At 71.9% G+C, this 22,758-nt stretch carries 19 protein-coding genes and 1 riboswitch; of the genes, 12 read left to right on the top strand and 7 right to left on the bottom strand.

All coding sequences use genetic code 11. From position 1 onward, the window contains the following. The first annotated feature begins 2 nt into the window (after positions 1-2). From ACFXJ8_RS03710 to ACFXJ8_RS03695, 4 genes are all read left to right on the top strand, one after another. Positions 3-1,373: an 8-oxoguanine deaminase gene (locus ACFXJ8_RS03710; protein WP_379642555.1), complete on the top strand. Its 1,371-nt coding sequence runs from the start codon at positions 3-5 to the stop codon at positions 1,371-1,373. Then, positions 1,370-3,691: a xanthine dehydrogenase family protein molybdopterin-binding subunit gene (locus ACFXJ8_RS03705; RefSeq protein WP_379642241.1), complete on the top strand. Its 2,322-nt coding sequence runs from the start codon at positions 1,370-1,372 to the stop codon at positions 3,689-3,691. The genes ACFXJ8_RS03710 and ACFXJ8_RS03705 overlap by 4 nt, the downstream gene beginning before the upstream one ends. A 107-nt stretch (positions 3,692-3,798) precedes the next feature. Then, complete coding sequence (locus ACFXJ8_RS03700; protein ID WP_379642240.1) at positions 3,799-5,196, top strand: NCS2 family permease; 1,398 nt, start codon at positions 3,799-3,801, stop codon at positions 5,194-5,196. Next, on the top strand, positions 5,196-6,296 hold the full coding sequence (locus ACFXJ8_RS03695; protein ID WP_379642239.1) for an XdhC family protein: 1,101 nt from the start codon (positions 5,196-5,198) through the stop codon (positions 6,294-6,296). The genes ACFXJ8_RS03700 and ACFXJ8_RS03695 overlap by 1 nt, the downstream gene beginning before the upstream one ends. 297 nt (positions 6,297-6,593) lie before the next feature. On the opposite strand, the gene ACFXJ8_RS03690 is transcribed toward ACFXJ8_RS03695, so the two are convergent. Next, positions 6,594-6,935, bottom strand: coding sequence for a hypothetical protein (locus ACFXJ8_RS03690; protein ID WP_379642238.1), 342 nt, complete (start codon positions 6,933-6,935; stop codon positions 6,594-6,596). Positions 6,936-7,110: 175 nt separating this feature from the next. Between ACFXJ8_RS03690 and ACFXJ8_RS03685 the strand changes: the two genes are divergently transcribed. From ACFXJ8_RS03685 to alc, 7 genes are all read left to right on the top strand, one after another. Next, a complete protein-coding gene (locus ACFXJ8_RS03685) occupies positions 7,111-7,473 on the top strand; it encodes a gamma-glutamylcyclotransferase (RefSeq protein WP_358123664.1) in 363 nt (120 codons plus the stop codon). Next, on the top strand, positions 7,470-8,237 hold the full coding sequence (locus ACFXJ8_RS03680; protein ID WP_379642237.1) for a hydroxypyruvate isomerase family protein: 768 nt from the start codon (positions 7,470-7,472) through the stop codon (positions 8,235-8,237). Before ACFXJ8_RS03685 ends, ACFXJ8_RS03680 begins: the two co-directional genes overlap by 4 nt. After that, the gene (locus ACFXJ8_RS03675) at positions 8,234-9,058 is read left to right on the top strand and encodes an NAD(P)-dependent oxidoreductase (RefSeq protein WP_379642236.1); all 825 of its coding nucleotides are present in this window, start codon (positions 8,234-8,236) and stop codon (positions 9,056-9,058) included. Before ACFXJ8_RS03680 ends, ACFXJ8_RS03675 begins: the two co-directional genes overlap by 4 nt. 2 nt (positions 9,059-9,060) lie before the next feature. Continuing rightward, on the top strand, positions 9,061-10,758 hold the full coding sequence (gene gcl / locus ACFXJ8_RS03670; RefSeq protein ID WP_379642554.1) for a glyoxylate carboligase: 1,698 nt from the start codon (positions 9,061-9,063) through the stop codon (positions 10,756-10,758). Positions 10,759-10,851: 93 nt separating this feature from the next. Beyond that, on the top strand, positions 10,852-12,015 hold the full coding sequence (locus ACFXJ8_RS03665) for a glycerate kinase (RefSeq protein ID WP_379642235.1): 1,164 nt from the start codon (positions 10,852-10,854) through the stop codon (positions 12,013-12,015). A gap of 13 nt (positions 12,016-12,028) precedes the next feature. Next, a complete protein-coding gene (gene allB, locus ACFXJ8_RS03660; RefSeq protein ID WP_379642234.1) occupies positions 12,029-13,333 on the top strand; it encodes an allantoinase AllB in 1,305 nt (434 codons plus the stop codon). 117 nt (positions 13,334-13,450) lie between these two features. Then, on the top strand, positions 13,451-14,398 hold the full coding sequence (gene alc / locus ACFXJ8_RS03655) for an allantoicase (RefSeq protein ID WP_379642233.1): 948 nt from the start codon (positions 13,451-13,453) through the stop codon (positions 14,396-14,398). Between the two features lie 227 nt (positions 14,399-14,625). On the opposite strand, the gene ACFXJ8_RS03650 is transcribed toward alc, so the two are convergent. From ACFXJ8_RS03650 to thiO, 6 genes are all read right to left on the bottom strand, one after another. Further along, positions 14,626-15,516 (bottom strand): CAP domain-containing protein, encoded by an 891-nt coding sequence (locus ACFXJ8_RS03650; RefSeq protein WP_379642232.1) that lies wholly within the window; start codon positions 15,514-15,516, stop codon positions 14,626-14,628. A gap of 280 nt (positions 15,517-15,796) precedes the next feature. Further along, positions 15,797-17,050 (bottom strand): hypothetical protein, encoded by a 1,254-nt coding sequence (locus ACFXJ8_RS03645; RefSeq protein WP_379642231.1) that lies wholly within the window; start codon positions 17,048-17,050, stop codon positions 15,797-15,799. Positions 17,051-17,090: 40 nt separating this feature from the next. After that, positions 17,091-19,049, bottom strand: a complete 1,959-nt coding sequence (gene pknB, locus ACFXJ8_RS03640) for a Stk1 family PASTA domain-containing Ser/Thr kinase (RefSeq protein ID WP_379642230.1) — start codon at positions 19,047-19,049, stop codon at positions 17,091-17,093. Positions 19,050-19,325: 276 nt separating this feature from the next. Then, a complete protein-coding gene (locus ACFXJ8_RS03635) occupies positions 19,326-20,081 on the bottom strand; it encodes a thiazole synthase (RefSeq protein ID WP_379642229.1) in 756 nt (251 codons plus the stop codon). Beyond that, a complete protein-coding gene (gene thiS, locus ACFXJ8_RS03630; RefSeq protein ID WP_379642228.1) occupies positions 20,074-20,274 on the bottom strand; it encodes a sulfur carrier protein ThiS in 201 nt (66 codons plus the stop codon). Before thiS ends, ACFXJ8_RS03635 begins: the two co-directional genes overlap by 8 nt. Beyond that, the gene (thiO, locus tag ACFXJ8_RS03625; protein WP_379642227.1) at positions 20,274-21,410 is read right to left on the bottom strand and encodes a glycine oxidase ThiO; all 1,137 of its coding nucleotides are present in this window, start codon (positions 21,408-21,410) and stop codon (positions 20,274-20,276) included. Before thiO ends, thiS begins: the two co-directional genes overlap by 1 nt. Continuing rightward, positions 21,399-21,514, bottom strand: a riboswitch (TPP riboswitch). Its footprint overlaps the gene before it by 12 nt. 57 nt (positions 21,515-21,571) lie before the next feature. Here thiO and ACFXJ8_RS03620 point away from each other — a divergent pair. Then, positions 21,572-22,741 (top strand): NAD(P)/FAD-dependent oxidoreductase, encoded by a 1,170-nt coding sequence (locus tag ACFXJ8_RS03620; RefSeq protein WP_379642226.1) that lies wholly within the window; start codon positions 21,572-21,574, stop codon positions 22,739-22,741. Positions 22,742-22,758 lie beyond the last annotated feature (17 nt).

Genomic DNA, 22,758 nt, shown 5'->3' with positions numbered 1-22,758 from the left:
TCATCGAGAACGTCCGCATCGCGCCCGTCGTCGGCCCCGAGATCGAGTCCGGATATATCCGGATCGAAGGGGACGTCATCACCGAGGTCGGCCAGGGAGTGCCACCCGAGAGCAGCGACGAGCGGATCGACGGCAGCGGCTGCCTGGCCACGCCCGGCCTGGTCAACACCCACCACCACCTCTACCAGTGGGCCTCCCAGGGCCTGGCCCAGGACGCGACGCTGTTCGAGTGGCTGGTGTCGCTCTACCAGGTGTGGGCCGCGATGGACGCCGAGGTCGTCCACGGCGCCGCGACCGCGGGTCTCGGCTGGCTCGCCCTGTCGGGCTGCACGACCTCCTCCGACCACCACTACGTCTTCCCCAAGGGCCGCGGCGACCTGTTCGGCGCCACGGTCGAGGCCGCCCGCTCGATCGGGATCAGGTTCCACCCCACGCGCGGGTCGATGGACCGAGGCCAGTCGCAGGGCGGCCTTCCGCCGGACGTCGTGGTCGAGAAGCTCGACGAGATCCTCACCGCCACGCAGGAGGCGATCGACACCTACCACGACCCCTCCTTCTCCTCGAAGCTGCGGGTCGCGGTCGCGCCCTGCTCGCCGTTCTCCGTCAGCGCCGAGCTGATGACCGAGGCCGCCTCCCTGGCCAGGGCCGCCGGCGTGCGCCTGCACACCCACCTGGCCGAGACCCTCGACGAGGACGAGCACTGCATGAAGCAGCTCGGGATGCGGCCCGTCGACTACATGGAGAAGCTCGGCTGGCTCGGCCCCGACGTGTGGTTCGCGCACACCGTCCACCTCAGCGACGGCGACATCGACAAGTTCGCCCGCACCGGCACCGGCTCGGCGCACTGCCCCTCCTCCAACGGACGGCTCGGCGCGGGCATCGCCCGGGTGTCGGAGATGCTGGCGCGCGGCGCGAACGTGGGCCTCGGCGTCGACGGCAACGCCTCCTCCGAGCTGACCACGATGGCCGGCGAGATGCGCCAGGCGCTGCTGTTCCAGCGCGCCCGCTACGGGCCCACCGCGCTCACCGCCAGGCAGGCGCTGGAGATGGCCACGCTCGGCGGCGCGCGCAACCTCGGCAGGCAGGACGAGCTCGGCTCGCTGGAGCCGGGCAAGCTCGCCGACATCGCCCTGTGGCGCGTGGACGGCGCGTACGGCTCGGCCGTCACCGACCCGGTGTGCCAGCTCGTGTTCGGCACTAAGCAACCGCCGCTGGCCAGGCTGCTGGTCGGCGGAGAGACGGTCGTCGAGGACGACGAGCTGCGCACGGTGCCGCATGACGTGGCGGGCCGCGCGGGGGCCGACGCCCACCGCAGGCTGCTGCGCCTGGCGTCAGAACAGGGATTCAGCGCCGCCAAGGAGGTTCACGCGTGACCGGCTCCCGACAGAGCACACCGCTGAGAGCACCCCACGAGATCATCGCGCCCGGTCAGGGCGGGGTCGGCGACAGCCCGCTGCGGCCCGACGGCACGCTCAAGGTCAAGGGGGAGTTCGCCTACACCTCCGACCTGTGGATCGACGGGATGCTGTGGGGCGCGACGCTGCGCAGCCCGCATCCCCGCGCCCGCATCGTGTCCATCGACACGTCCGCCGCCCTGGCGCACCCGGGCGTGCACGCCGTACTGACCCAGGAGGATGTGCCCGGACGCAAGCACTTCGGGCTCGACCTCACCTGGGACCAGCCGGTCCTTGCCATCGGCGAGGTCCGTCACGAGGGTGAGCCGATCGCGCTGGTGGCCGCCGACCATCCCGAGGTCGCGCGCAGGGCGCTGGAGAAGATCGCGATCGAGTGGGAGGTGCTCGAACCGCTCATCGACGCGCGCAGAGCCGCCTTCGACCCGACCTATCCGCAGGTTCAGCAGCGGCCCAACCCGGCCAGGTACCAGCCGGTGCGGGTGGGCGACGTCGAGGCGGCCAAAGCCGAGGCCGAGATCGTGGTCACGGGGACCTTCGAGGTCGGCATCCAGGACCAGGCGTTCCTCGGACCTGAGTCAGGCCTGGCGGTGCCCGCCGAGGACGGCGGGGTCGACCTCTACGTCGCCACCCAGTGGATGCACAACGACCTCAAGCAGATCGGACCCTGCCTCGGACTGCCCGAGTCCAAGATCCGGATGACGTTGTCGGGCGTCGGAGGCGCCTTCGGCGGCCGCGAGGACCTGTCGATGCAGATCCACGCCGCGATGCTGGCCATGAGGACGGGACGGCCCGTCAAGATGGTCTACAACCGGCACGAGTCGTTCTTCGGCCACGTGCACAGGCATCCCGCGGAGATGCGCTACGAGTACGGCGCGACCAAGGACGGCACGATCCTCTACGCGGACGTGGAGATCCTGCTCGACGGCGGCGCCTACACCTCGGCCACGCTCAATGTGGTCGGCAACGCCGCCTCCCTCGGGGTCGGGCCCTACGTGATTCCCAACATCAAGATCGACGCGTACGGCGTCTACACCAACAACCCGCCGTGCGGCGCGATGCGTGGATTCGGCGCGGTGCAGGCATGCTTCGCCTACGAGTCGATGATGGACAGGCTGGCCGACGCGTGCGGGCTCGACCCCGTCACGGTCAGGCAGCGCAACGCCGCCTCCCAGGGCTCCAAGCTGGCCACGGGTCAGGTGCTGTGGGCGCCGCTGCCGATGGCCGAGATGCTGGAGCAGGCCCGCACCCTGCCGATGCCCGCCGACCTCGACGCCACCGACATCAGGAACCTGCCTGGCGGCGCGTCGCAGACCACCCACGGCGAGGGCGTCAAGCGCGGCGTCGGCTACGGCGTCGGGCTGAAGAACATCTGCTTCTCCGAGGGATTCGACGACTACTCCACCGCCAGGGTCAGCCTGGAGGTCGTGGGGGGAGTGGCCACCGCGCTGGTGCACACCGCGGCGGCGGAGGTGGGCCAGGGACTGGTCACCGTCGAGGCCCAGATCGCTCGCACCGAGCTGGGCATCGAACGAGTCGTCATCCACCCCGCCGACAACCAGGTGGGCAGCGCCGGGTCGAGCTCGGCCTCCCGCCAGACGTACATGACGGGCGGCGCGGTCAAAACGGCCTGCGAGGCCGTACGCGACCGGCTGTTCGAGCGGCTGGAACACGATGATCTGTCGCTGGTCGGCGGCAAGGTCGTCTCCGCGAGCGCCGGCGTGCTCGCCACGATCGAGGAGATCCTCGGCGACGACGTCATCGAGGAGACCCGCGAGTACCACCACGAACCGACCACCGACGTGGACAAGGTGACGGGCCAGGGCGACTCGCACACCCAGCTCGCGATGTGCGTCCACCGCGCGGTGGTGGACGTCGACGTCGAGCTCGGCCTGGTGAAGGTCGTCGAGCTGGCCGCCGTCCAGGACGTCGGCCGGATCATCAACAGGCTCTCCCTGGAGGGCCAGATCCACGGCGGCAGCGCCCAGGGCCTCGGCCTGGCGGTGATGGAGGAGATCGTGGTGCGCGACGGCAAGGTGCGCAACCCGTCCTTCACCGACTACCTCATCCCGACCATCCAGGACGTGCCGCCGATGCCGCTGGAGATCCTCGAGAACGCCGACCCGCGCGCGCCGTACGGGCTGCGCGGGGCGGGAGAGCCACCCACGCTCTCCTCCACACCCGCGATCGTCGCGGCCATCCGCGACGCGACGGGTCTCGCACTCAACCGGGTGCCGGTCCGCCCCGAGCACATCACGCTCGGCGCAGCAGTGAGTTGATCAACGGGGGCCGCCGCTGCCTGCGGCGGTCCCACAACCACACCCCCCGCGGCGCGGCCTGTCATGCCCCGCCGCAGGTCGACCATGCCCTGAGGAGGGCCCCGACCATGACCCAGCTGAAGCCCAAGCCCGTCGCCGGAGACTTCTTCGACCTGGCCAACAGGGGCACCACGGTGGGCAGAGAGGTGCGCGGCGGCATCACGACGTTCGTGGCCGTCGCCTACATCATCCTGCTCATCCCGATCATCCTGAGCGGCGCCAAGGACGTGACCGGCGCCTCGATGACCATCCCGCAGCTCACCACCGCCGTCACGCTGTCGGCGGCGCTCACCACGATCCTGATGGGCCTGGTGGGCAACGCCCCCTTCGCCCTCGCCTCCGGCCTGGGCGTCGCGCCGGTCGTGGCCTTCCAGGCGGCACCGCACATGACCTGGGCACAGGCGATGGGCCTGGTCGTCCTGGAGGGCGTGGTCATCGTGATCCTGGCCCTCACCGGGGTCAGGCAGCTCATCATGGACGCCATCCCCACGCCCATCAAGCACGCCATCGGCGTCGGGATCGGCATGTTCATCGCGCTGATCGGGCTGGTGGACGCGGGATTCGTCAGCAAGGGCGCGGGCACGCCGCTGACCCTCGGCGCCGGCGGCCACCTGGCCGGCTGGCCGATCGTGGTCTTCTGCGTCGGCCTGCTGCTGACCATCGCCCTGTTCGTCAGGAGGGTGCCGGGCGCGCTGCTCATCGGCATCATCATCGCGACCGTCTTCGCCATCGTCGTCAACGCCATGGCGCCGGGGCAGAAGTGGGGCGTCGTCACGCCCGAGATGCCCGAGCAAATCATCGCCACCCCCGACTTCGGGCTGCTGTTCGGCGTCGACCTGTTCGGCGGGTTCGGCTCGGCCGGATTCCTCACCGCGACCGTCGTGCTGTTCACGCTGGTGCTGTCCGGCTTCTTCGACGCGATGGGCACCATCCTCGGCGTCGGCGAGGAGGCCGGCATGGCCGACCAGCAGGGGCGCATCCAGGGCATCGGCAAGATCCTGACGATCGACGGCCTCGGCGCGATCATCGGCGGCGGCACAGGGGCCTCGGCGAACACCGTCGTCGTCGAGTCGGCCGCAGGGGTGGGGGAGGGCGCTCGTACCGGCCTCGCCAGCCTCGTCACCGGCGCGCTGTTCGCGGCCGCGATGTTCCTCACCCCGCTGGCGGCCGTCGTGCCCGCCCAGGCGGCCGCCCCGGCGCTGGTGCTGGTCGGCGCGCTCATGATGACCGCGGCCCGCAAGATCGAGTGGGACTCCCTCGACCTGGCGATCCCCGCGTTCCTGACGATCGCGCTGATGCCCTTCACCTACTCCATCACCAACGGCGTCGGCGCGGGCGTCATCGCCTACACGGTCATCAAGGCCGCCCGCGGCCGCTTCGACGAGATCCACTGGCTGCTCTGGGTGATCAGCGCGATCTTCGTCGGCTACTTCGGCATCGGCTTCATCGAGAGCCTGATCGGCTGATGTTCGACCTCCTGGAGGAGCTGAAGGCCTGGGCCGCCTCCGGCAGGCCGTTCGCCGTCGCCTCCGTCGTCTCGACCACCGGCAGCGCCCCCCGCCCCGCGGGTGCGGCGCTGGCGGTGTCCGCCGACGGCGAGGCCGTCGGGAGCGTGTCCGGCGGCTGCGTCGAGGGCGCGGTCTACGAGCTGTGCCTGCAGGTCGCCGCCAGCGGCGTCCCGGTCCGCCAGACGTTCGGCTACAGCGACGACGACGCGTTCGCGGTGGGCCTGACCTGCGGCGGCGTCATCGAGGTGCTCATCTGGCCCAGCCCCCGCTTCCTCGAGTCCGTACGGCAGGGCGAGCGCGTCGCAGTGGCCAGGGCGTTGGACGGCGCCCCCCGGGAAGCCCTCGGTGAGGCTGCCGGTGCCGTCGTCGTGTGGCCCGACAGGCATGAGGGGAGCCTGGGCGATGTCGAGCTCGACGAGGTCGTCGTGGCGGAGACCAGGGCGATGCTGGACGCAGGCCTGACCGGCGTGCGCGAGGTCGGCTGCGGCGAGCGGCGGGTCGAGCTGTTCGTCGAGACGCACGCCCCGCCGCCGCGGATGCTCGTCTTCGGCGCCATCGACTTCGCCGCCGCCCTCACCAAGGCAGGCCGCCTGCTCGGCTACCACGTCACCGTCTGCGACGCCCGCCCCGTCTTCGCCACCAGGCGGCGCTTCCCCGACGCCCACGAGGTGGTCGTGGACTGGCCGCACCGCTACCTGGCGGCCACCGAGGTGGACTCCCGCACGGTCATCGCCGTCCTCACCCACGACGCGAAGTTCGACGTGCCGCTGCTGGAGGTGGCGCTGCGGACCGGGGCGGCGTACGTGGGGGCGATGGGCTCCCGCCGTACACACAGGGACAGGATGCGGCGGCTGCGCGAGCAGGGGCTGACCGAGCAGGAGCTCGGCGCGCTGCGCTCGCCCATTGGCCTCGACCTCGGCGCGCGCACGCCCGAGGAGACCGCGGTGTCGATCGTGGCGGAGATCGTCGCCGCCCGGCGCGGCGGCAGCGGCCTGCCCCTGTCGCGGACGGAAGGACCCATCCACACGTTCACCGGCGACCGGCTCGTGGACGCCTAACTGGCGCATTCAGCGCGGCGCCCGTTCAAGCGGGCCCGGTCACCGGCTGGTGGACGGGCTACCGCAGTGCGCGTTCGAGCGGGGTTCTGAAGCGTGGCGTGACCGTCATGCCGTCCAGCCACGCCGCGACGCCCGCCGCTGCCCGCCCGACGGCCGCGCGGGCGTCCGCGGTCGCGCTGCTGCCAGCCCATCGGCGTCGGGTCGAGCGCGGGCAGGAAGGCCGCCCACGGCTCGGGCACCAGCGTTCCCAGCGTGGCCGCCGTCGCCTTGCCGTGCCTGCGCAGCGCCTCCAGCACCTCACCCCTCGACCCGCGAGATCCACTCGCCGTCGAAGCCGCCGCTCTGCGTGAAGTCCCTGGTGAGCAGCTTGCGCTCCTTCACCGCGACCGCGAGCGCGCTGGAGTGGTGGACGACGGGCGCCAGCGCGCGCGGCACCACGAAGATCCTGACCAGCGTCCTGTCCTCGTACAGGGCCCGCTCCATCGGCTCGGGGCCCTTCGCCTCCGTCCGCGCCGCCGCCGGGTCGGTGGCGTGCATCGCCACGACGGCCTCGGCCGCCTTCTCGACGCTCCCGCCCCGCTCGGACAGCAGGTGCCTGACACCGAGGCGGGCCCGGCGCTGTGCCGTACCGATGCGCATGATCGGTGCATCGGCGGTTGGACCAACGCACAATCCCGCCGCGTTCCCGGCCCCGCAGCTTCGGACTTCCTGCCGGTAGACCGGGCCGAGGGCGGGTGTGTCTACTGGTGGCACACCAGGTACCGCGCTGCCGTACGGCAGAACTACGGGCCTCTCCCTACGAGAGGAGCCTGCGATGGCCCTGATGTTCCTCAACGGCGGCGCGATGCGAGGCGGGCCGCTGCACCACCTCCTCGACGGCGCGCCGCTCGTCGCCCAGACCGAGACGGCGCCCAAGTATCGGTTCTACTCGGTCGGCGGGCGCTGCCCCGCGCTGGTACCCGTCGCACACGGCGGCGCCGCCATCGCGGGCGAGCTGTACGACGTGGACATGGACGTCCTGCGGGACCGCCTGCTGCCGGCCGAGCCGCCCGAGCTGGAGCTCGGAGTGATCGAGCTGGCCGACGGCGGCTCGTCGCTGGCCATGCTGCTGCGCAAGCCGGTCACCTCGCACGTGCCGCTCATCGACATCACCTCGCAAGGAAGGTGGGTTTCGTGAGGTTCGACGTCAACTGCTCGATCCTGTTCACCCAGCTCCCGCTGCTCGAACGTCCGGCCGCGGCCAAGGCGGCGGGATTCGACGCGGTGGAGTTCTGGTGGCCCTTCGACTCGGCCGTGCCGGGCGACAAGGAGGTGGACGCCTTCATCGACGCGATCAGGGACGCGGGCGTACGCCTGGTCGGCCTGAACTTCGTCGACGACATCCCCGAGGGCGGACGCGGCCTCGTCGGCCGCCCCGGCGACTCGGCGCGATTCAGGGACAACCTCGACGTCGCCGTGGGGATCGCCGGGCGGCTCGGCTGCCAGGCGCTCAACGCCCTCTACGGCAACAACGCCGAGCCGGGCCTGGCGCTGGAGAACCTCGCCCTGGCGGCCCGCAAGGCCGCCACGATCGACGCGGTCGTGCTCGTCGAGGCGCTCAACGCCTACGAGTCGCCGTCCTACCCGCTGGTGTCCGTCAAGGCCGCGACCGACGTGATCGAGGCCGTCGGGGAGCCGAACGTGCGGTTCCTGTGCGACCTCTATCACCTGGCGCGCATGGGCGAGGACCTGCCCGCCGCGCTCGTCCACCCCCTGACAGGACACGTGCAGATCGCCGACAACCCGGGCCGCGGCCGTCCAGGCACCGGTTCCCTGCCCCTGGCCGAGCTGCTCGACGGCTACGACGGCTGGGTCGGCCTGGAGTACAAGGACCCCGACCTCGACTTCGGCTGGGTCTCGCGGTGGTCGGCCCCGACACATGAACAGGAGTTCGTCACGTGAGGATTGGTTTCATCGGGCTCGGGATCATGGGACTGCCCATGGCCGAGCACCTGGTCAAGGCGGGACACGAGGTCGTGGGCTACGACGTCGTGCCGCGGCCGTTCCCGACCGCGGCGAGCATCGCCGAGGCGGTGCGGGAGGCGGAGGTCGTCATCACGATGCTCCCCGCCGACCCGCAGGTCGAGGCGGTCTTCCCCGAGATCACCGCGCACGCCCCGCAGGACGCGCTCTACATCGACTTCTCCACCATCACGCCGCAGACCTCGCGCAAGCTGGCCGAGCAGTGGAAGCGCACGCTCGACGCCCCCGTCTCCGGCGGTGAGAAGGGCGCGATCGACGGCGTCCTGTCCATCATGGTCGGCGGCGCGGAGAGCGACTTCGAGGTGGCCAGGCCGATCTTCGAGGCCGTGGGCAAGACCTTCAAGCTCGTCGGCGGCCCCGGCGCCGGACAGTTCGTCAAGGCCGCCAACCAGCTCGTCGTCGGCGGCACCTACGCGCTCGTCGCCGAGGCGATCGTGCTGATGGAGGCGGCAGGCGTGGACGCCGCCGCGGGACTCGACGTGCTCGCCGGCGGCCTGGCCGCCAGCCGCATCCTCGACCTCAAGCGCGAGTCGATGCTGGCCCGCAGCTTCCAGCCGGGTTTCCGTATCGACCTGCACCACAAGGACATGGGCATCATCCTCGACGCCGCTCGCACCGCCGAGGTCGCGCTGCCCATGTCCGCGCTCACCGCGCAGCTCATCGCGGCCGCCCGCGCGCAGGGGCACGGCTCGCTCGACCATTCCGCCCTGCTCCTGGTGATCGAAAGGCTCAGCCGATGAAGATGCCCGCGATGAACGCGGTCGTGGAGGTCCTCAAGTCCGAGGGCGTCGACGTCGCCTTCGGCTGCCCGGGCGCCGCCATTCTGCCGCTGTACAAGGCGATGGAGGAGCTCGGCGGCATCGAGCACCTCGTCGTCAGGCACGAGGAGGGCGCCACCCACATGGCCGACGGCTGGGCCCGCACCAACGGGCGCGTCGGCGTGGCCATCGGCACCTCGGGTCCCGCCGGCACCAACATGATCACCGGCCTCTACACCGCCTTCGCCGACTCCATCCCGATGGTCTGCATCACCGGGCAGGCCGCCTCCACCAAGCTGCACCAGGAGGCCTTCCAGGCGGTGGACATCGTCGCCATCGCCACGCCCGTCACCAAGTGGGCCGTGCAGATCAAGGAGGCGGGGCAGGCGCCGTGGATCTTCCGCGAGGCCTTCCGCGTCGCCCGCTCGGGCCGTCCGGGCCCGGTGCTGATCGACATCCCCGTCGACGTGGCCCGCCAGCTCATCGAGTACGACCCCGCCATCGACGCCCCGCTGCCCGTCGCCGCCGTCGAGCCGCACCTGCCGCGCGTGGAGAAGGCGCTGGACCTGCTGCTGGCCGCCGAACGCCCGCTGCTGCTGTCGGGCGGCGGCGTCATCGGCGCCGACGCCTCCGCCGAGCTGGTGGAGCTGGCCGAGCTGCTGGAGGTGCCGGTGCAGGTCACGCTCATGGGCAAGGGCTCCATCCCCGACGACCACCCGCTCCACAGCGGCATGACGGGCATCCAGACCTCCCAGCGGTACGGCAACGCCTCCTTCCTCGAGTCGGACCTCGTGCTCGCCCTCGGCTCCCGCTTCGGCGACCGCCACACCGGCGCGCTCGACGTCTACCGGGGCGAGCGCACGTTCATCCACGTCGACATCGAGCCCACCCAGCTCGGCAGGGTCTTCGAGCCCGACCTCGGCATCGTCTCCGACACAAGGCTGTTCCTGCGGGCGATGATCGACCTGGCGAAGGCGCGCGGCATCAGCCGCGAACCGGGAGCGTGGGTCGAGCGCGTGCAGGAGCTGCGCAGGACGCTCACCAGGCGCGAGGACTTCGATCACATCCCCGTCAAGGCGCCCCGCGTCTACAAGGAGATCAACGACTTCTTCGACGAGGACACCTACTTCGTCACCGCCATCGGGCTCTACCAGATCTGGGGCGGCCAGCACCAGAAGGCTTTCAAGCCGCGCCGCTACCAGGTGTGCGGGCAGGCGGGGCCGCTCGGCTGGGAGATCCCCGCCGCGATCGGCGTCAAGAAGGCCGCGCCCGAGGCGCAGGTGGTCGGGGTGGTCGGCGACTACGGCTTCCAGTATCTGGTCGAGGAGCTCGCCGTCGCCGCGCAGTACGACGTGCCGTTCGTGCTCGTCATGCTCAACAACGAGTATCTCGGGCTGATCAGGCAGGCGTCGCTGCCGTACGAGATGAACTACCAGGTGGACATCCACTTCGACGAGTACGGCACCGACAACGTCAAGATCATGGAGGCGTACGGCTGCGCGGGCGTCCGCGTCTTCGACCCGGCCGAGATCCGCTCCTCGCTGGAGTGGGCGACCAAGGAGGCCGCGCGCACCTCGCGCCCGGTGCTCGTGGAGATCATGATCGAGCGGGAGGCCAACACCCCGCACGGCCTGTCCATCGACGCGGTACGCGAGTTCGAGCCGCTTCCCGCCGAGGTGTGATGATGGGACATCGCAGGCACGCCCTCCTGCCCGCTCGCACCGGGCAGGAAGGCGTGCCAGCCCATTCTTCATCATCGGCCAGGGAGTGTCGCAGTGGTTGAGCATGTTCTTGTCGCCCCTGACAAGTTCAAGGGGTCGCTGACGGCGGCGGAGGTCGCCGCCAGGGTCTCGGCCGGCCTGGGCGTCCCGACCGTCGAGCTGCCCGTCGCCGACGGCGGCGACGGCACCGTCGACGCCGCCGTGGCCTGCGGTTTCACTCGCGTGACGCTGGAGGTGACGGGGCCGACGGGCGCGCCGGTGACCGCCTCCTACGCCTGGCTGGCCGCCGCGTCCGCCGGGCCCGCTCCCGTCGCGGTCGTCGAGCTGGCCGAGGCGTCGGGGCTGCGCAGGCTCCCCGGCGACCCCGAGCCGCTGACGGCCACCAGCAGGGGCACCGGGGAGCTCGTCGCCGACGCGGTACGGCGCGGCGCCCGCAGGATCGTGCTCGGCCTGGGCGGCAGCGCCTCCACCGACGGAGGGGCGGGGATGGTCCAGGCGCTGGGCGCTCGCCTGCTCGACGCCGAGGGCGGCGAGCTGGGCAGGGGTGGGGCGGCGCTGCGGGAGCTGGCCAAGATCGACATTTCCGGATTTATCGACATTTCTGGGGTGGAGTTCGTCGTCGCGAGCGACGTCGACAACCCGCTGCTCGGCGCGCACGGCGCCGCCGCCGTCTACGGCCCGCAGAAGGGCGCCACCCCCGACGACGTCGTCCTGCTCGACGGTGCCCTCGGCCGCCTGGCCGCCGTCGCCACCCAGACCCACGGCCTGCTCGGCGCGGTCGAGCACGACGGCACCCCCCGGCCCATGGGCGTCGCGGGCGCGCCAGGCGCGGGCGCGGCCGGAGGGGTGGGCTTCGCCGCCCTCGCCTTCCTGCACGCCGAGATCCGCCCCGGCATCGAGTACCTGCTCGAACTCCTCGGCTTCGACGACCAGGTCCAGGGCGCGCGGCTGGTCGTCACCGGCGAGGGCTCGCTCGACGAGCAGTCGCTGCGCGGCAAGGCCCCGGTCGGCGTCGCCCAGGCCGCGGCCAAGGCGGGGGTCCCCGTGGTCGCCGTCTGCGGCCGCCGTACGCTCAGCGACGAGGAGCTCAAGACGGCGGGCATCGAGGCCGCCTACGCGCTCACCGACCTCGAGCCCGACCCGGCCCGCTGCATGGCCGAGGCGGGCCCCCTCCTCGAACGCCTCGCCGCCCGCGTCGCCGCCGATCGGCTGAACTGAGGAAAGGCCTGTGATGACCGACTACGAGCTCGTCGTCCGATCCCGCGCGGCGGTCACGCCCGAGGGCGAGCGCCCCGCGGCCGTGGCCGTACGCGGGGGGAAGATCGCGGCCCTGCACGCCTACGACGCCGACCTCGACGCGGCCCAGGACGTCGACCTGGGCGACCTGGCCCTGCTGCCGGGCCTGGTCGACACCCACGTGCACGTCAACGAGCCGGGCCGTACCCACTGGGAGGGTTTCGCCTCCGCCACCCGCGCGGCGGCGGCGGGCGGGGTGACGACGATCGTCGACATGCCGCTCAACTCGCTGCCACCCACCGTCACCGCCGCCGCGCTCACCGCCAAACAGCAGGCCGCCGACGGCCAGTGTTACGTGGACGTCGGCTTCTGGGGCGGGGCCATCCCCGGCAACCTCGACGACCTGCGCCCGCTGCACGAGCGCGGCGTCTACGGCTTCAAGTGCTTCCTGTCGCCGTCGGGCGTGGAGGAGTTCCCCCCGCTGACCCCCGACGAGGTACGGCAGGCGCTCAAGGTCATCGCCGAGTTCGACGGGCTCATGGTCGTCCACGCCGAGGACCCCTCCCTGCTGCTGGAGCCCACCGGGCCGAGCTATCCCGAGTTCCTCGACTCGCGCCCCGGAGCCTCGGAACGGCGCGCGGTCGAGCAGGTGATCGAGCTGGCCAGGCAGACCGGAGCCCGCGTCCACATCCTGCACGTCTCCAGCGCCGACTGCCTCGAGCCGCTGGCGGCGGCCCGGCGGGACGGCGTGCGCGTCACGGCCGAGACCTGCCCGCACTACCTCACGCTCACCGCCGAGCAGGTGCCCGACGGTGACACCGCCTTCAAGTGCTGCCCGCCCATCCGGTCCGCCGACAACCGCGACCGCCTCTGGGCGGGGCTCGCCGACGGCGTGCTGAGCTGCGTCGTCTCCGACCACTCGCCGTCGACCGCCGACCTCAAGCTGCCCGACTTCGCCGCCGCGTGGGGCGGCATCGCCTCGCTCCAGCTCGGCCTGCCGGCGATCTGGACCGAGGCGTCGACCCGCGGGCACGGCCTGGCCGACGTGGTGCGCTGGATGTCGTCCGGGCCCGCCGAGCTGGCGGGCATCCGCGGCAAGGGCGGGCTCGTGCCCGGCAACGACGCCGACCTCGTCGCCTTCGACGCCGCCGCCGACCTGCCCGTCGACGCCGCCACCCTCCACCACAAGAACCCCGTCACGCCGTACCACGGACGCACGCTCAGGGGCGCGGTCCGCACCACGTGGCTGCGCGGCGTCCCCGTCGACGTCACGGCGCCACCCCGCGGTACCTTCCGCTGACCGCCCACACCTCTGACCGCCCGCCTCAGCCACCGCCCACCTCCGCCACCGCCCACCTCCGCCTAACCGCCCACCGAGCCAGCGCCCGTCTAGCACGATCAGGAGAGAGCGAACCGCATGCCCGACTTCACCACCCTTCCCGACCTGGCCCTGCGCACCGTGGGCGGCTCGGTCGTCGCCGCCAACGACGAGTCGTTCGCCGAGAAGGAGAGCCTGATCAGGCCCGGCCGTCCCGGCTTCCAGGCCGAGACGTTCGGCAACAAGGGCCAGGTGTACGACGGGTGGGAGACCCGCCGCCGCCGCGAGCCCGGCCACGACTGGGCGATCGTCCGCCTCGGCATGCCCGGCGTGATCCGCGGCGTGGTGATCGACACGGCCTGGTTCAAGGGCAACTACCCGCCCCACGCCTCCGTCGAGGCCTGCGCCGTGGACGGCTACCCCAGCCCCGCCGAGCTGGCAGCGGCCGACTGGGTGGAGATCGTCCCCAAGGTCGACCTGAAGGGCGACGCCGAGCACCCCTTCGAGGTGTCCGACGAGCGCCGCTACACCCACGTCAGGCTGAACATGTTCCCCGACGGCGGCATCGCCAGGCTGCGCGTGCACGGCGAGGTCCGTCCCGACCTGTCGGTGTACGAAGGGCTCGGGCTCGACCTCGCGGCGCTGGTCAACGGCGCGGTCGTCACGGCCTGCTCGAACGAGTTCTACTCCGCGCCCAACAACGCCTTGGCTCCCGGCCTGGCCAGGCACCAGGCGGAGGGCTGGGAGACCGCCCGCAGGCGCGACGACGGCAACGACTGGCTCGTCATCCGCCTCGCGACGCTCGGCGTGATCAAGCTGGTCGAGATCGACACCACCAACCTGCTGTTCAACGCGCCCGGCGCGGTGTCGCTGAAGGGCAGCGTGGACGGCGAGACGTGGTTCGAGCTGCTGCCCAGGACGCGACTGCAGCCCGACACGCCGCATCGCTTCCGCCTGGACGACGCGCCCGCGGCGGCTTACGTCCGAGTCGACATCTACCCCGACGGCGGCCTGGCCCGTATCCGCCTCCTCGGCATGCCCGCCTGACGGCATGCCCGCCTGACGGCATGCCCGGGACCTCCTTGGCGTGTCGGCCTGACGGCGCGTGCCCGTTACGTCCCGCCTTCTCGCCACGCTGCCTGGCGGTGGCAGGGGTGGGCTCGCGTCCGGCTCGCCTTCCCGCCTTCTTGGCGCGCTGGCTTGGCGACGGGAGCGAGTCGGCAGGTCGGCCTGGCGGCCCGTGAGCGGTACGCCGGACCCGGGGAGCGGATGGGTCAGTGGCGGACGAGGAGCAGCGTCCAGTAGTCGCCCGAGGGGGCGTAGCCCACCCCGATGTGGGTGAGGTCGCAGTTCATGAGGTTCGCCTCGTCGCTCGGGTTGTTCACCCAGAACTTCACCACGTCGGCGGCGGAGGTCTGGCCCTTGGCGATGTTCTCGCCCCAGGCGCTGACCGGGGAGAACCCTGACGCGTTGATCCTGTCGGCGGCGCCGCGATCGTCGGGGGAGGCGTGGCTGAAGTAGTTCCTGACCGACATGTCGGCCGAGTGCTCCACGGCGGCGGTGCGCAGCCGCGGGTCGGGGGTCGCCGGCTTGCAGCCCATGGCGGCGCGCGCCTCGTTGGTCAGCCTGATGGCCTCGTTCTCCATCCCCACGTCGCGATTGTCGAGCCTGCCCAGGTCGAACAGCGTCTCGGAGTAACCACAGTGCCCGATCCCGTTCCTGGCGGGTCCGTCCTGGCAGACCTGCACCCGCAAGCCCTTCGCTCCGTCGACACTGAAGCTGAGGGTTCGGGGGACCGCGCCGCCGCAGTGCCTGGCCTCGTAGGCGTCGCTCCAGCGGGTGTCGGACGTGAGGGCCTTGAAGGTGACGTACGCGCAACTCCCGCCTGCCGTGGCGGAGCGGTTGTCCAGGTCGTAGAGGCTGAAGGTGACCTGCGCGGCCGTGTTGTCGTCCCCGCCGTAGCTCCTGACGGCGATCTTGCCGCGGGCCTTGGCGAGGGCGTTGCCGGAGTAGTAGTACCCCCAGGGCCTGGGATGATCGGCCACGCTCGTGACGGGCGGCGCGGAGACCTCGGCGGTCGAGGCGCCGGCGGTGCCGGGCACCGACAGCGTCAACGCTCCCATGGCCGCAGCCGCGATCAAGCCCGGCGCGAACTTCATGGTCATCGTCTCTCCAGCAGCCCCCCTCGCTCCGGCCCCCTGCCGGACCCCGGGCTGTGAGAGTCAGTGCTAACCCGTGCCGCTTGCAAGTCCCCTACAAGGCACAGAACGAATCCTTGCAGGTCACAGGCCCAACGCAAGAACCCGCGACAGGGAAAGGCCTCACGGAGCGATGCCAGTCGGGGCGCGGCGGCAGGTGGGGTGAGCCTCAAGGGCAGCATGGCGCGGCGGCAGGTGGGGTGAGCCTCAAGGGCAGCATGGCGCGGCGGCAGGTGGGGCGGGGGTCTCAGGGGGTGAGCACGGACTGGTGGTGCGGGGGTAGATCCAGCCTCCGGAGCGACAGCCGGGACTCGCCGGGTCGCCAGGCGATCACGAACGGGGCGTAGTCGGACTCGGCGGGCATCACCGCGCTGGTCGTGACGAAGTTACCGGCCAGGACCAGCCGGCCGTCCCCGGTCCACGCCATCGAGGTCGACTTGATCGACGCGGGCACCGGCATCGAGGGCAACCGCGTCCACGTCCGCGTGCCGAGGTCCAGCACCTGCACGTCGAGGTACTGCCGCGGCCCCGGCCACGCGGGGTCGGCGAACCAGAGCGCGATCCGCCGCCCGTCAGGGCTCACCTCGGCCCTCGAAGGGGCGCCCTCGGTGTCGGGAGCGGGTAGCGGCGTGCGCCTGGCGGCTTCCGGCTCGACCAGGGTCAGCAGCGATCCCTTCGAGACCAGGACGAGGTCGCGGGTCACGGTGTGCACGTTCTGCTCGGCGAACACCTCCTCGCCCGTGGCCCTGTCGAGCAGCCGCGCGCGCCCCTGCTCGGCGAACGACAGCAGGCCCTGAGGGGTGTCCTGGGAGGGAGCTCGCGAACAGGCCGTCCTCAGGGCCCTGCCGCGCTCACGCCCGCGGAAGTCGAGCGGGCGCAGACGGCAGTCGTCGCCCCTGACCCGCTGAAGCGCCCACACGCCCTTGCCGTCAGCTGCGGCGAACGCGAACAGCGCCCCGCTCCCGGACGTCCCGTCGCCCCCACGGTCGTCCCCGCCCCCGCCATCGCCCCTGCGGTCGCTCCCGGTGCCGCGCCGGGACGTGCCATCGTTTCCGCCGCCGTCCCCGGACCTGCCGCCTCCGCCGTCGCCCTCGAACCGGCCGGCGGTGCCGAGCGGGTGGGCGCGGTCGCCGTACAGGAGGAACAGGCGGCCGTCGCCGCCAGCGTCGCTCGGGGTGGTCAGGACGAGCTCGCGAGAGCCCGCGGTGAAGGCCCACGCCCGCTCGCCGTACGGCAGGCCGCGGATGCGGGTGCGGACGCCTGAGTCGACGTCGAGCCGGAAAGCACCGCCCTCGCCGGTGACCAGCAGCCGCAGCCCGCTGCCGGGCTCCAGCGGACGCCCTGAGACGGGCGGCATGGGGTCGCGGGGACCGTGGCGGACGGCCAGCCCCGCACCGGAGCTCGGGACGGCCGCCTGAGCATCCTGGCCGGGCGCGGGCGTGGCGGGTGTGCATCCCGTGGCGACGGCCAGTGCCGCGGCCAGGGCGGTAGCGAGTCTCACATCCCCTCCACCGCGCCCACCCCCCGAACGTTCCCGGACCTCAGCGCCAGATCGTCACCGTGGTGTTGGCCGGTCGCTCCTCACCGGCCAGCGGGCGCTGGAAGCGCACCTGCGCGCCGTTCGTCAGGTTGCGCACCCGCACCCGGTAGCCCTGCTGCTGCAACTCCGTCGTCGCGTCCTTGACGCTCTTGAACACCACGTTCGGGACGATCCTGAACTCGGCCTGGTCCTCGGCCTCGCTGTTGTTCCTGCCGAACCAGTCGATCCAGCCGCCGCCACAGCGCGAGACCGTGATGCTGGTCATCGTGCCGGGATCGACCTCCGCCTTCGGCCTGGGGTTCTGCGAGATGACCTGGCACGGCTCGGCGTCGTCGTCGACCTCGTTGACCTGCACCTGGAAGCCCTGCTCGGTGAGGAACTGGGCGGCCTCGTCCTTGGACATGCCGCTGACGTCGGGCATCACCAGGCCCGCGCTCAGCACCAGGCTGACGCGGGTGCCCTCCTTGACCCTGTCACCGATGCTCGGCCTGGTCTGCGTCACCAGGCCGCGCTGCACCTTCGGATTGGCGACCTTGGTCACCTTGCCGACCTCGAGGCCCTGCTCGGCCAGCTTGATCGCCGCGTCGTTCTGGTCGAGGCCCTCGACGTTGGGTACGGTCACCCGCTTGGCGCCGAGCGAGGGCACGATCGTGATCGTCTGGCCGATCTCCACCTCGGTCTTGGAGACGGGGTCGGTGCTGAGCACCTTGCCCTCGGCCATCTTCTCGTCGTACTGCCCCTGCGCCACCTTCACCACGAAGCCGTTCTTGGCGGCCTCGTTCTTGGCGACCGAGACGCTCTGACCGACCAGGTCGGGCACGATCACGTACTTGCTCTGCGAGAAGTACCAGCCGGTCAGGCCGACCGCGACCACCATCAGCGCGGCCAGCGTCACCAGGAACCAGTTGGGCCTGAACCCGCCCCTGCGCGCGGGCGGCTCGGCGGCCTGCCCGGCGGGCGCGGTCAACACCTCGGTGCGGGGCGCCACCAGCGTCGGGTTCGGCACTGACGCCCTCGGCTGCGGTTGCGAGGGGGGCTGGGAGGGCCGCGAGTGCGGCTGCGAGGCGTTGGGCAGGTAGTGCTGGCCCGTGGAGTACGGCGGGCTCGACTCCCTCGGCAGCATCCGGTGCGCGTCGACGGCCGCCACCAGCATCGCCGAGGCGTCGGCGGGACGGTCGTCAGGGTCGCGCGCGGTGGCCTGCGCCACCAGCGTGTCGATCAGCGGCGGCACCTCGGGGATCAGCGACGAGGGCGGCGGGACGGTGTCGTGGACGTGCCGGTAGGCGACCGACATCGGCGTCTCGCCGTCGTACGGCTGGCGGCCCGTCACGAGCTCGAACAGCATGATGCCGGCCGCGTAGACGTCGCTGCGGACGTCGGCCCCTCCGGTGGTCACCTGCTCGGGCGACATGTAGCCGATCGTGCCGATCATCACGCCCGTGCGCGTCTGGTTCGTCGCCTCGATCGCCCTGGCCAGGCCGAAGTCGACGACCTTGACCCGGCCGTCGTCGGTCAGCAGGACGTTCTCCGGCTTCACGTCACGGTGGACCATGCCCTGCTGGTGGGCGGCGCCGAGCGCGGCCAGCACCGGGATCATGATCTCCAGCGCCTCGCGGGCGGGCAGCCTGCCCCGCGCCCGCAGCACGTCGCGCAGCGTCTTGCCGGGCACGTACTCCATCGACAGGTACACCACGTCGCCGTCGGTACCCTGGTCGAAGACGTGCACCACGTTGGGGTGCGACAGGCTGGCCACCGACTTGGCCTCGCCGATGAACCTGCGCACGAACGCAGGGTCCTCGGCCAGCGAGCGGTGCATGACCTTCAGCGCGACCGTGCGGTCGAGCCGGATGTCGAGCGCCAGGTAGACCGTCGCCATCCCGCCCCGGGCGATCCGGGACTCGATGCGATAGCGCCCGTCGAGCAGTCGCCCTACCAGGGGGTCCGCGATCGTCGTGTCCACCTGGCCGAGTTTACGGGCGATTCGCCCCCGGCAGGGCCCGACAGTCCCAAACCGATGCCCGTTTGATTCATGATCTTGAATGTCTTGACGGGGCCGCAGGTGGGCGAGCGGCCGGGCCTTCCGAGGGTGTCCCGAAGCCCCTCAAAAGACCCCAGCCGCCCGCCTGTGGCCTCTCCCTCGGAAGACCTCGCTCTCCCACCTGTCGGCTCGCCCCTTGTCGCTCTCCCTCGAAAGAAACCTGCCAGGCTCTGCCTCGAAAGAGCCTGGCCCGCCTTCTCAGAGGGTGGTCGGGGAGGATGCCTCGGCGTAGCGGCGGCGGGGGATGCGGCCGGCCTGGCGGGCCAGCCGTCCCGCCTGGACCGCGGCGCGCATCGCCGAGGCCATCAGGTCAGGCAGTTGCGCCCTCGTGACCGCCGTCGCCAGCAGCACCGCGTCGCACCCCAGCTCCATCGCCAGGGCCGCGTCGCTGGCCGTACCGATGCCCGCGTCGAGGATCACCGGCACCGAGGCCGCCTCGACGATCAGCTCGATGTTGTGCGGGTTGCGGATGCCGAGCCCCGACCCGATGGGCGCGCCCAGCGGCATCACCGCCGCGCACCCCGCCTGCTCCAGCCGCCGCGCCAGCGCAGGGTCGTCCCCGATGTACGGCAGGACCACGAACCCTTCGGCCACCAGCCGCTCGGCCGCGTCGAACGTCTCGATCGGGTCGGGCAGCAGCGTCCGCTCGTCGCTGATGACCTCCAGTTTGACCCAGTTCGTGCCCAGCGCCTCGCGGGCCAGCCGCGCCGTCAGCACCGCCTCGCCGGCCGTGAAGCACCCGGCGGTGTTCGGCAGGACCTTGATCTTGCGCGAGCGCAGCACGTCGAGCACCGACCCCTTGGCGCCCGGGTCGAGGCGGCGCATCGCGACCGTGGTCAGCTCGGTGCCGGAGGCGGCCAGCGCCTGGTCGAGCACCTCGAGGGAGGGCGCGCCCCCCGTGCCCATGATGAGCCGGGAAGCGAACTTCTCCCCGGCGATGATCAGCTCATCCACCCTGCACCGCCGTGAGAATCTCGATCCTGTCGCGGTCGGCCAGCGCGGTGGTCGCCCACGTGCCCCTGGTGACCACCTCGTCGTTGACCGCCACGGCGACGCCGGTGGTCTGCGCCGTCAGCCGCTGGACGGCCTGGGCGACCGTGGTGCCGTCGGGCACCTCGTGCGCGGCCCCGTTGATCGTCACGTGCATCAGATACTTCCTTGTCCGACTGTCGAGAACCGCTGCGGCGAGCACAGGGCGGCGAGCTCGCCCTCCTCGCCGTCGAGGAGCGCGGTGGTGAGCGGGGCCATGAGGACGCCGCCCCTGAAATGTCCGGTCGCGACGGTGAGGCCGGGGCCGTACGGGCCGATGAGCGGCAGGTTGTCGGGGGTGCCGGGCCGTAGCCCCGCCACGACGTCGGCGACCTGCAGCTCGGTGATGCCGGGGACCAGCTCCCTGGCGTCGCGCAGCAGCTCGTACAGGCCGCCGGCCGTCACGTGGGTGTCGAACCCCAGCTCCTCCTGGGTGGCGCCGACGACGAGCTCGCCGTCTCCGCGCGGCACGAGGTAGATGGGCGAGCCGTGGACCATGCCGCGCACGCACCTGCCGAGCAGGGGAGAGGGCGAGCGCAGGCGCATGATCTGGCCCTTGACGGGGCGGACGGGCAGGTCGGCCAGCCCGCCGCTCCACGCGCCCGCCGCCAGTACGACCCGCTCGCCGAGCACGACCTCGCCCTCGGCGGAGCCACCCACGCCGCCAGAATCGCCCGCGCCACCGGGGGCCAGCCGTACGCCCACCACGGCCGAGCCGTCGCGGACAAGCTCGGCCACGCGTCGCCGTACCACTGGGACACCGGCCTTCTCCAGCGCGGCCAGCAGGGCCGCGGTGACGCGCCTGGGGTCCACCCACGCGTCGCCCTCGGCCAGCACGCCGCCCCTGACCGACGGCGCCAGCATCGGCTCCAGGCGGCGGCACTCGCGCCCGGTCAGCCGCCGCACCGGCAGCCCCAGCTTGTCCATGAACGCGGCCAGCTCCTCCAGCGCCGCCAGGTCGTCGGCGCCGAAGGCGAGGTCCATCGTGCCCTGGGTGCGGAAGTCGAGCGGGTGGCCGCTGTCGGCCTCCAGCTCGGCGGCGAACGCGGGCCAGCGCCGCAGCGCCGCCAGCCCCAGCCTGAGCAGCGGCTCCTCGGTGTAGGAGACCTCGCTGACCGGCGCCAGCATGCCGGCCGCCGCGTGCGAGGCGCCGGAGGCGGGGGCCGGGTCGATCACCGTGACTCGCGCGCCCGAGCGGGCCAGCCGCCAGGCGACGGACAGGCCCACCACGCCGCCGCCCACGATCAGATCCATCTCGCTCCCTTCGCCGGCATGATCCGGATCAGGTGTCTTGCGGTCGAAGGCCCGTCGAAGCCTTCCTCTCAGCCCGGTACGGCCGGACTCCCGCGCGTCTTCCGCCATCCAGCCTACTCACCGCCCGGACCCTGGTCGTCAGCGGTGGATTGGTTAAGGTCATGAACGTGAATCACGTTGTGGTTGTGGGCGCGGGACTGGCAGGCGTACGCAGCGTCGAGGCTCTGAGGTCTCGCGGCTTCGACGGCAGGATCACGCTGATCGGGGAGGAGCCGCACCGGCCCTACGACCGCCCGCCCCTGTCGAAGGCCGTGCTGCTCGGCACCGCCGACTCCAGCTTCGTCGACTCCGACCTCGACGCCATGCGGGTGGAGCACCGGCCGGGGGTGTCGGCCAAGGGGCTGCGCGACGGCGTGGTGGAGACCACCGAGGGCGAGATCGCCTACGACGGCCTGGTCATCGCCACGGGCGCCGAGCCGATCAGGCTGCACGGCGAGGGCCGCCAGCACGTGCTGCGCACCCTCGACGACGCCCTGTCCCTGCGCGCCCGCCTGGTCCCCGACGCCAAGGTCACGATCGTCGGTGCGAGCTGGATCGGCGCCGAGGTGGCCACCGCCGCGCGCAGGGCGGGCTGCGAGATCACCGTGATCGAGGCCGGGCCCGCCCCGCTCGCCCATGTGGTCGGCCGCGAGGTCGGCGCCGACACCATCCCCTGGTACGAGGGCATGGACCTGCGGCTCGACACCATGGTCGCCTCCGTGGACGAGGGCGGCGTCACACTGGTCGACGGCGGTTTCGTCGAGTCCGACGTGGTGGTCTCGGGCATCGGCGTCCGCCCTGCCGTCGAGTGGCTGGCGGGCTCCGACATCGACCTGCACAACGGCGTCGTCACCGACGAGCACCTGCGCGCCTCCCTGCCGAACGTCGTCGCCGTCGGCGACTGCGCCGCGTGGTGGTCGCGCCGCTTCCGCACCAGGCTGCGCGTGGAGCACTGGGACACCGCGCTCAACGCCCCCGAGGTCGCCGTGGCGACGCTGCTCGGCGAGGATGCCGTGTACGATCCGGTCCCGTACTTCTGGTCGGAGCAGTTCGGCCACATGGTGCAGTACGCGGGCCACCACGCGGGCGCCCGCCTGCTCCGCCGCGGCGATCCCACGGCTGCCAAGTGGTCGGTGTGCTGGTTGACAGACGAAGACAGGCTGGCGGGGGTGCTGACCGTCAACAGGCCCCGCGACCTCGTCCAGGGGCGCAGGATCATCGAGTCAGGACAGCGTCTCGACCCCCTCAGGCTGGAAAATCCCGAGGTCGCGATACGTGACTGCGTAGTTTGAAGATGGATGCGATGTGG

Origin of the sequence: Nonomuraea sp. NPDC059194 (genome assembly GCF_042754765.1) — a bacterium.
Taxonomy (GTDB): Bacteria; Actinomycetota; Actinomycetes; order Streptosporangiales; family Streptosporangiaceae; genus Nonomuraea.
This window is presented reverse-complemented; position numbering and strand designations above follow the sequence as displayed.

What these genes read in the sequence shown, in the direction of transcription:
- ACFXJ8_RS03700 (WP_379642240.1), top strand. Translation starts at nt 3,799, where the DNA reads ATGACCCAGCTGAAGCCCAAGCCCGTCGCCGGAGACTTCTTCGACCTG.
- ACFXJ8_RS03695 (WP_379642239.1), top strand. Translation starts at nt 5,196, where the DNA reads ATGTTCGACCTCCTGGAGGAGCTGAAGGCCTGGGCCGCCTCCGGCAGG.
- ACFXJ8_RS03690 (WP_379642238.1), bottom strand. Translation starts at nt 6,935, where the DNA reads ATGCGCATCGGTACGGCACAGCGCCGGGCCCGCCTCGGTGTCAGGCAC.
- ACFXJ8_RS03685 (WP_358123664.1), top strand. Translation starts at nt 7,111, where the DNA reads ATGGCCCTGATGTTCCTCAACGGCGGCGCGATGCGAGGCGGGCCGCTG.
- gcl (WP_379642554.1), top strand. Translation starts at nt 9,061, where the DNA reads ATGCCCGCGATGAACGCGGTCGTGGAGGTCCTCAAGTCCGAGGGCGTC.
- allB (WP_379642234.1), top strand. Translation starts at nt 12,029, where the DNA reads ATGACCGACTACGAGCTCGTCGTCCGATCCCGCGCGGCGGTCACGCCC.
- alc (WP_379642233.1), top strand. Translation starts at nt 13,451, where the DNA reads ATGCCCGACTTCACCACCCTTCCCGACCTGGCCCTGCGCACCGTGGGC.
- ACFXJ8_RS03650 (WP_379642232.1), bottom strand. Translation starts at nt 15,516, where the DNA reads ATGACCATGAAGTTCGCGCCGGGCTTGATCGCGGCTGCGGCCATGGGA.
- thiS (WP_379642228.1), bottom strand. Translation starts at nt 20,274, where the DNA reads ATGCACGTGACGATCAACGGGGCCGCGCACGAGGTGCCCGACGGCACC.
- thiO (WP_379642227.1), bottom strand. Translation starts at nt 21,410, where the DNA reads ATGGATCTGATCGTGGGCGGCGGCGTGGTGGGCCTGTCCGTCGCCTGG.
- ACFXJ8_RS03620 (WP_379642226.1), top strand. Translation starts at nt 21,572, where the DNA reads ATGAACGTGAATCACGTTGTGGTTGTGGGCGCGGGACTGGCAGGCGTA.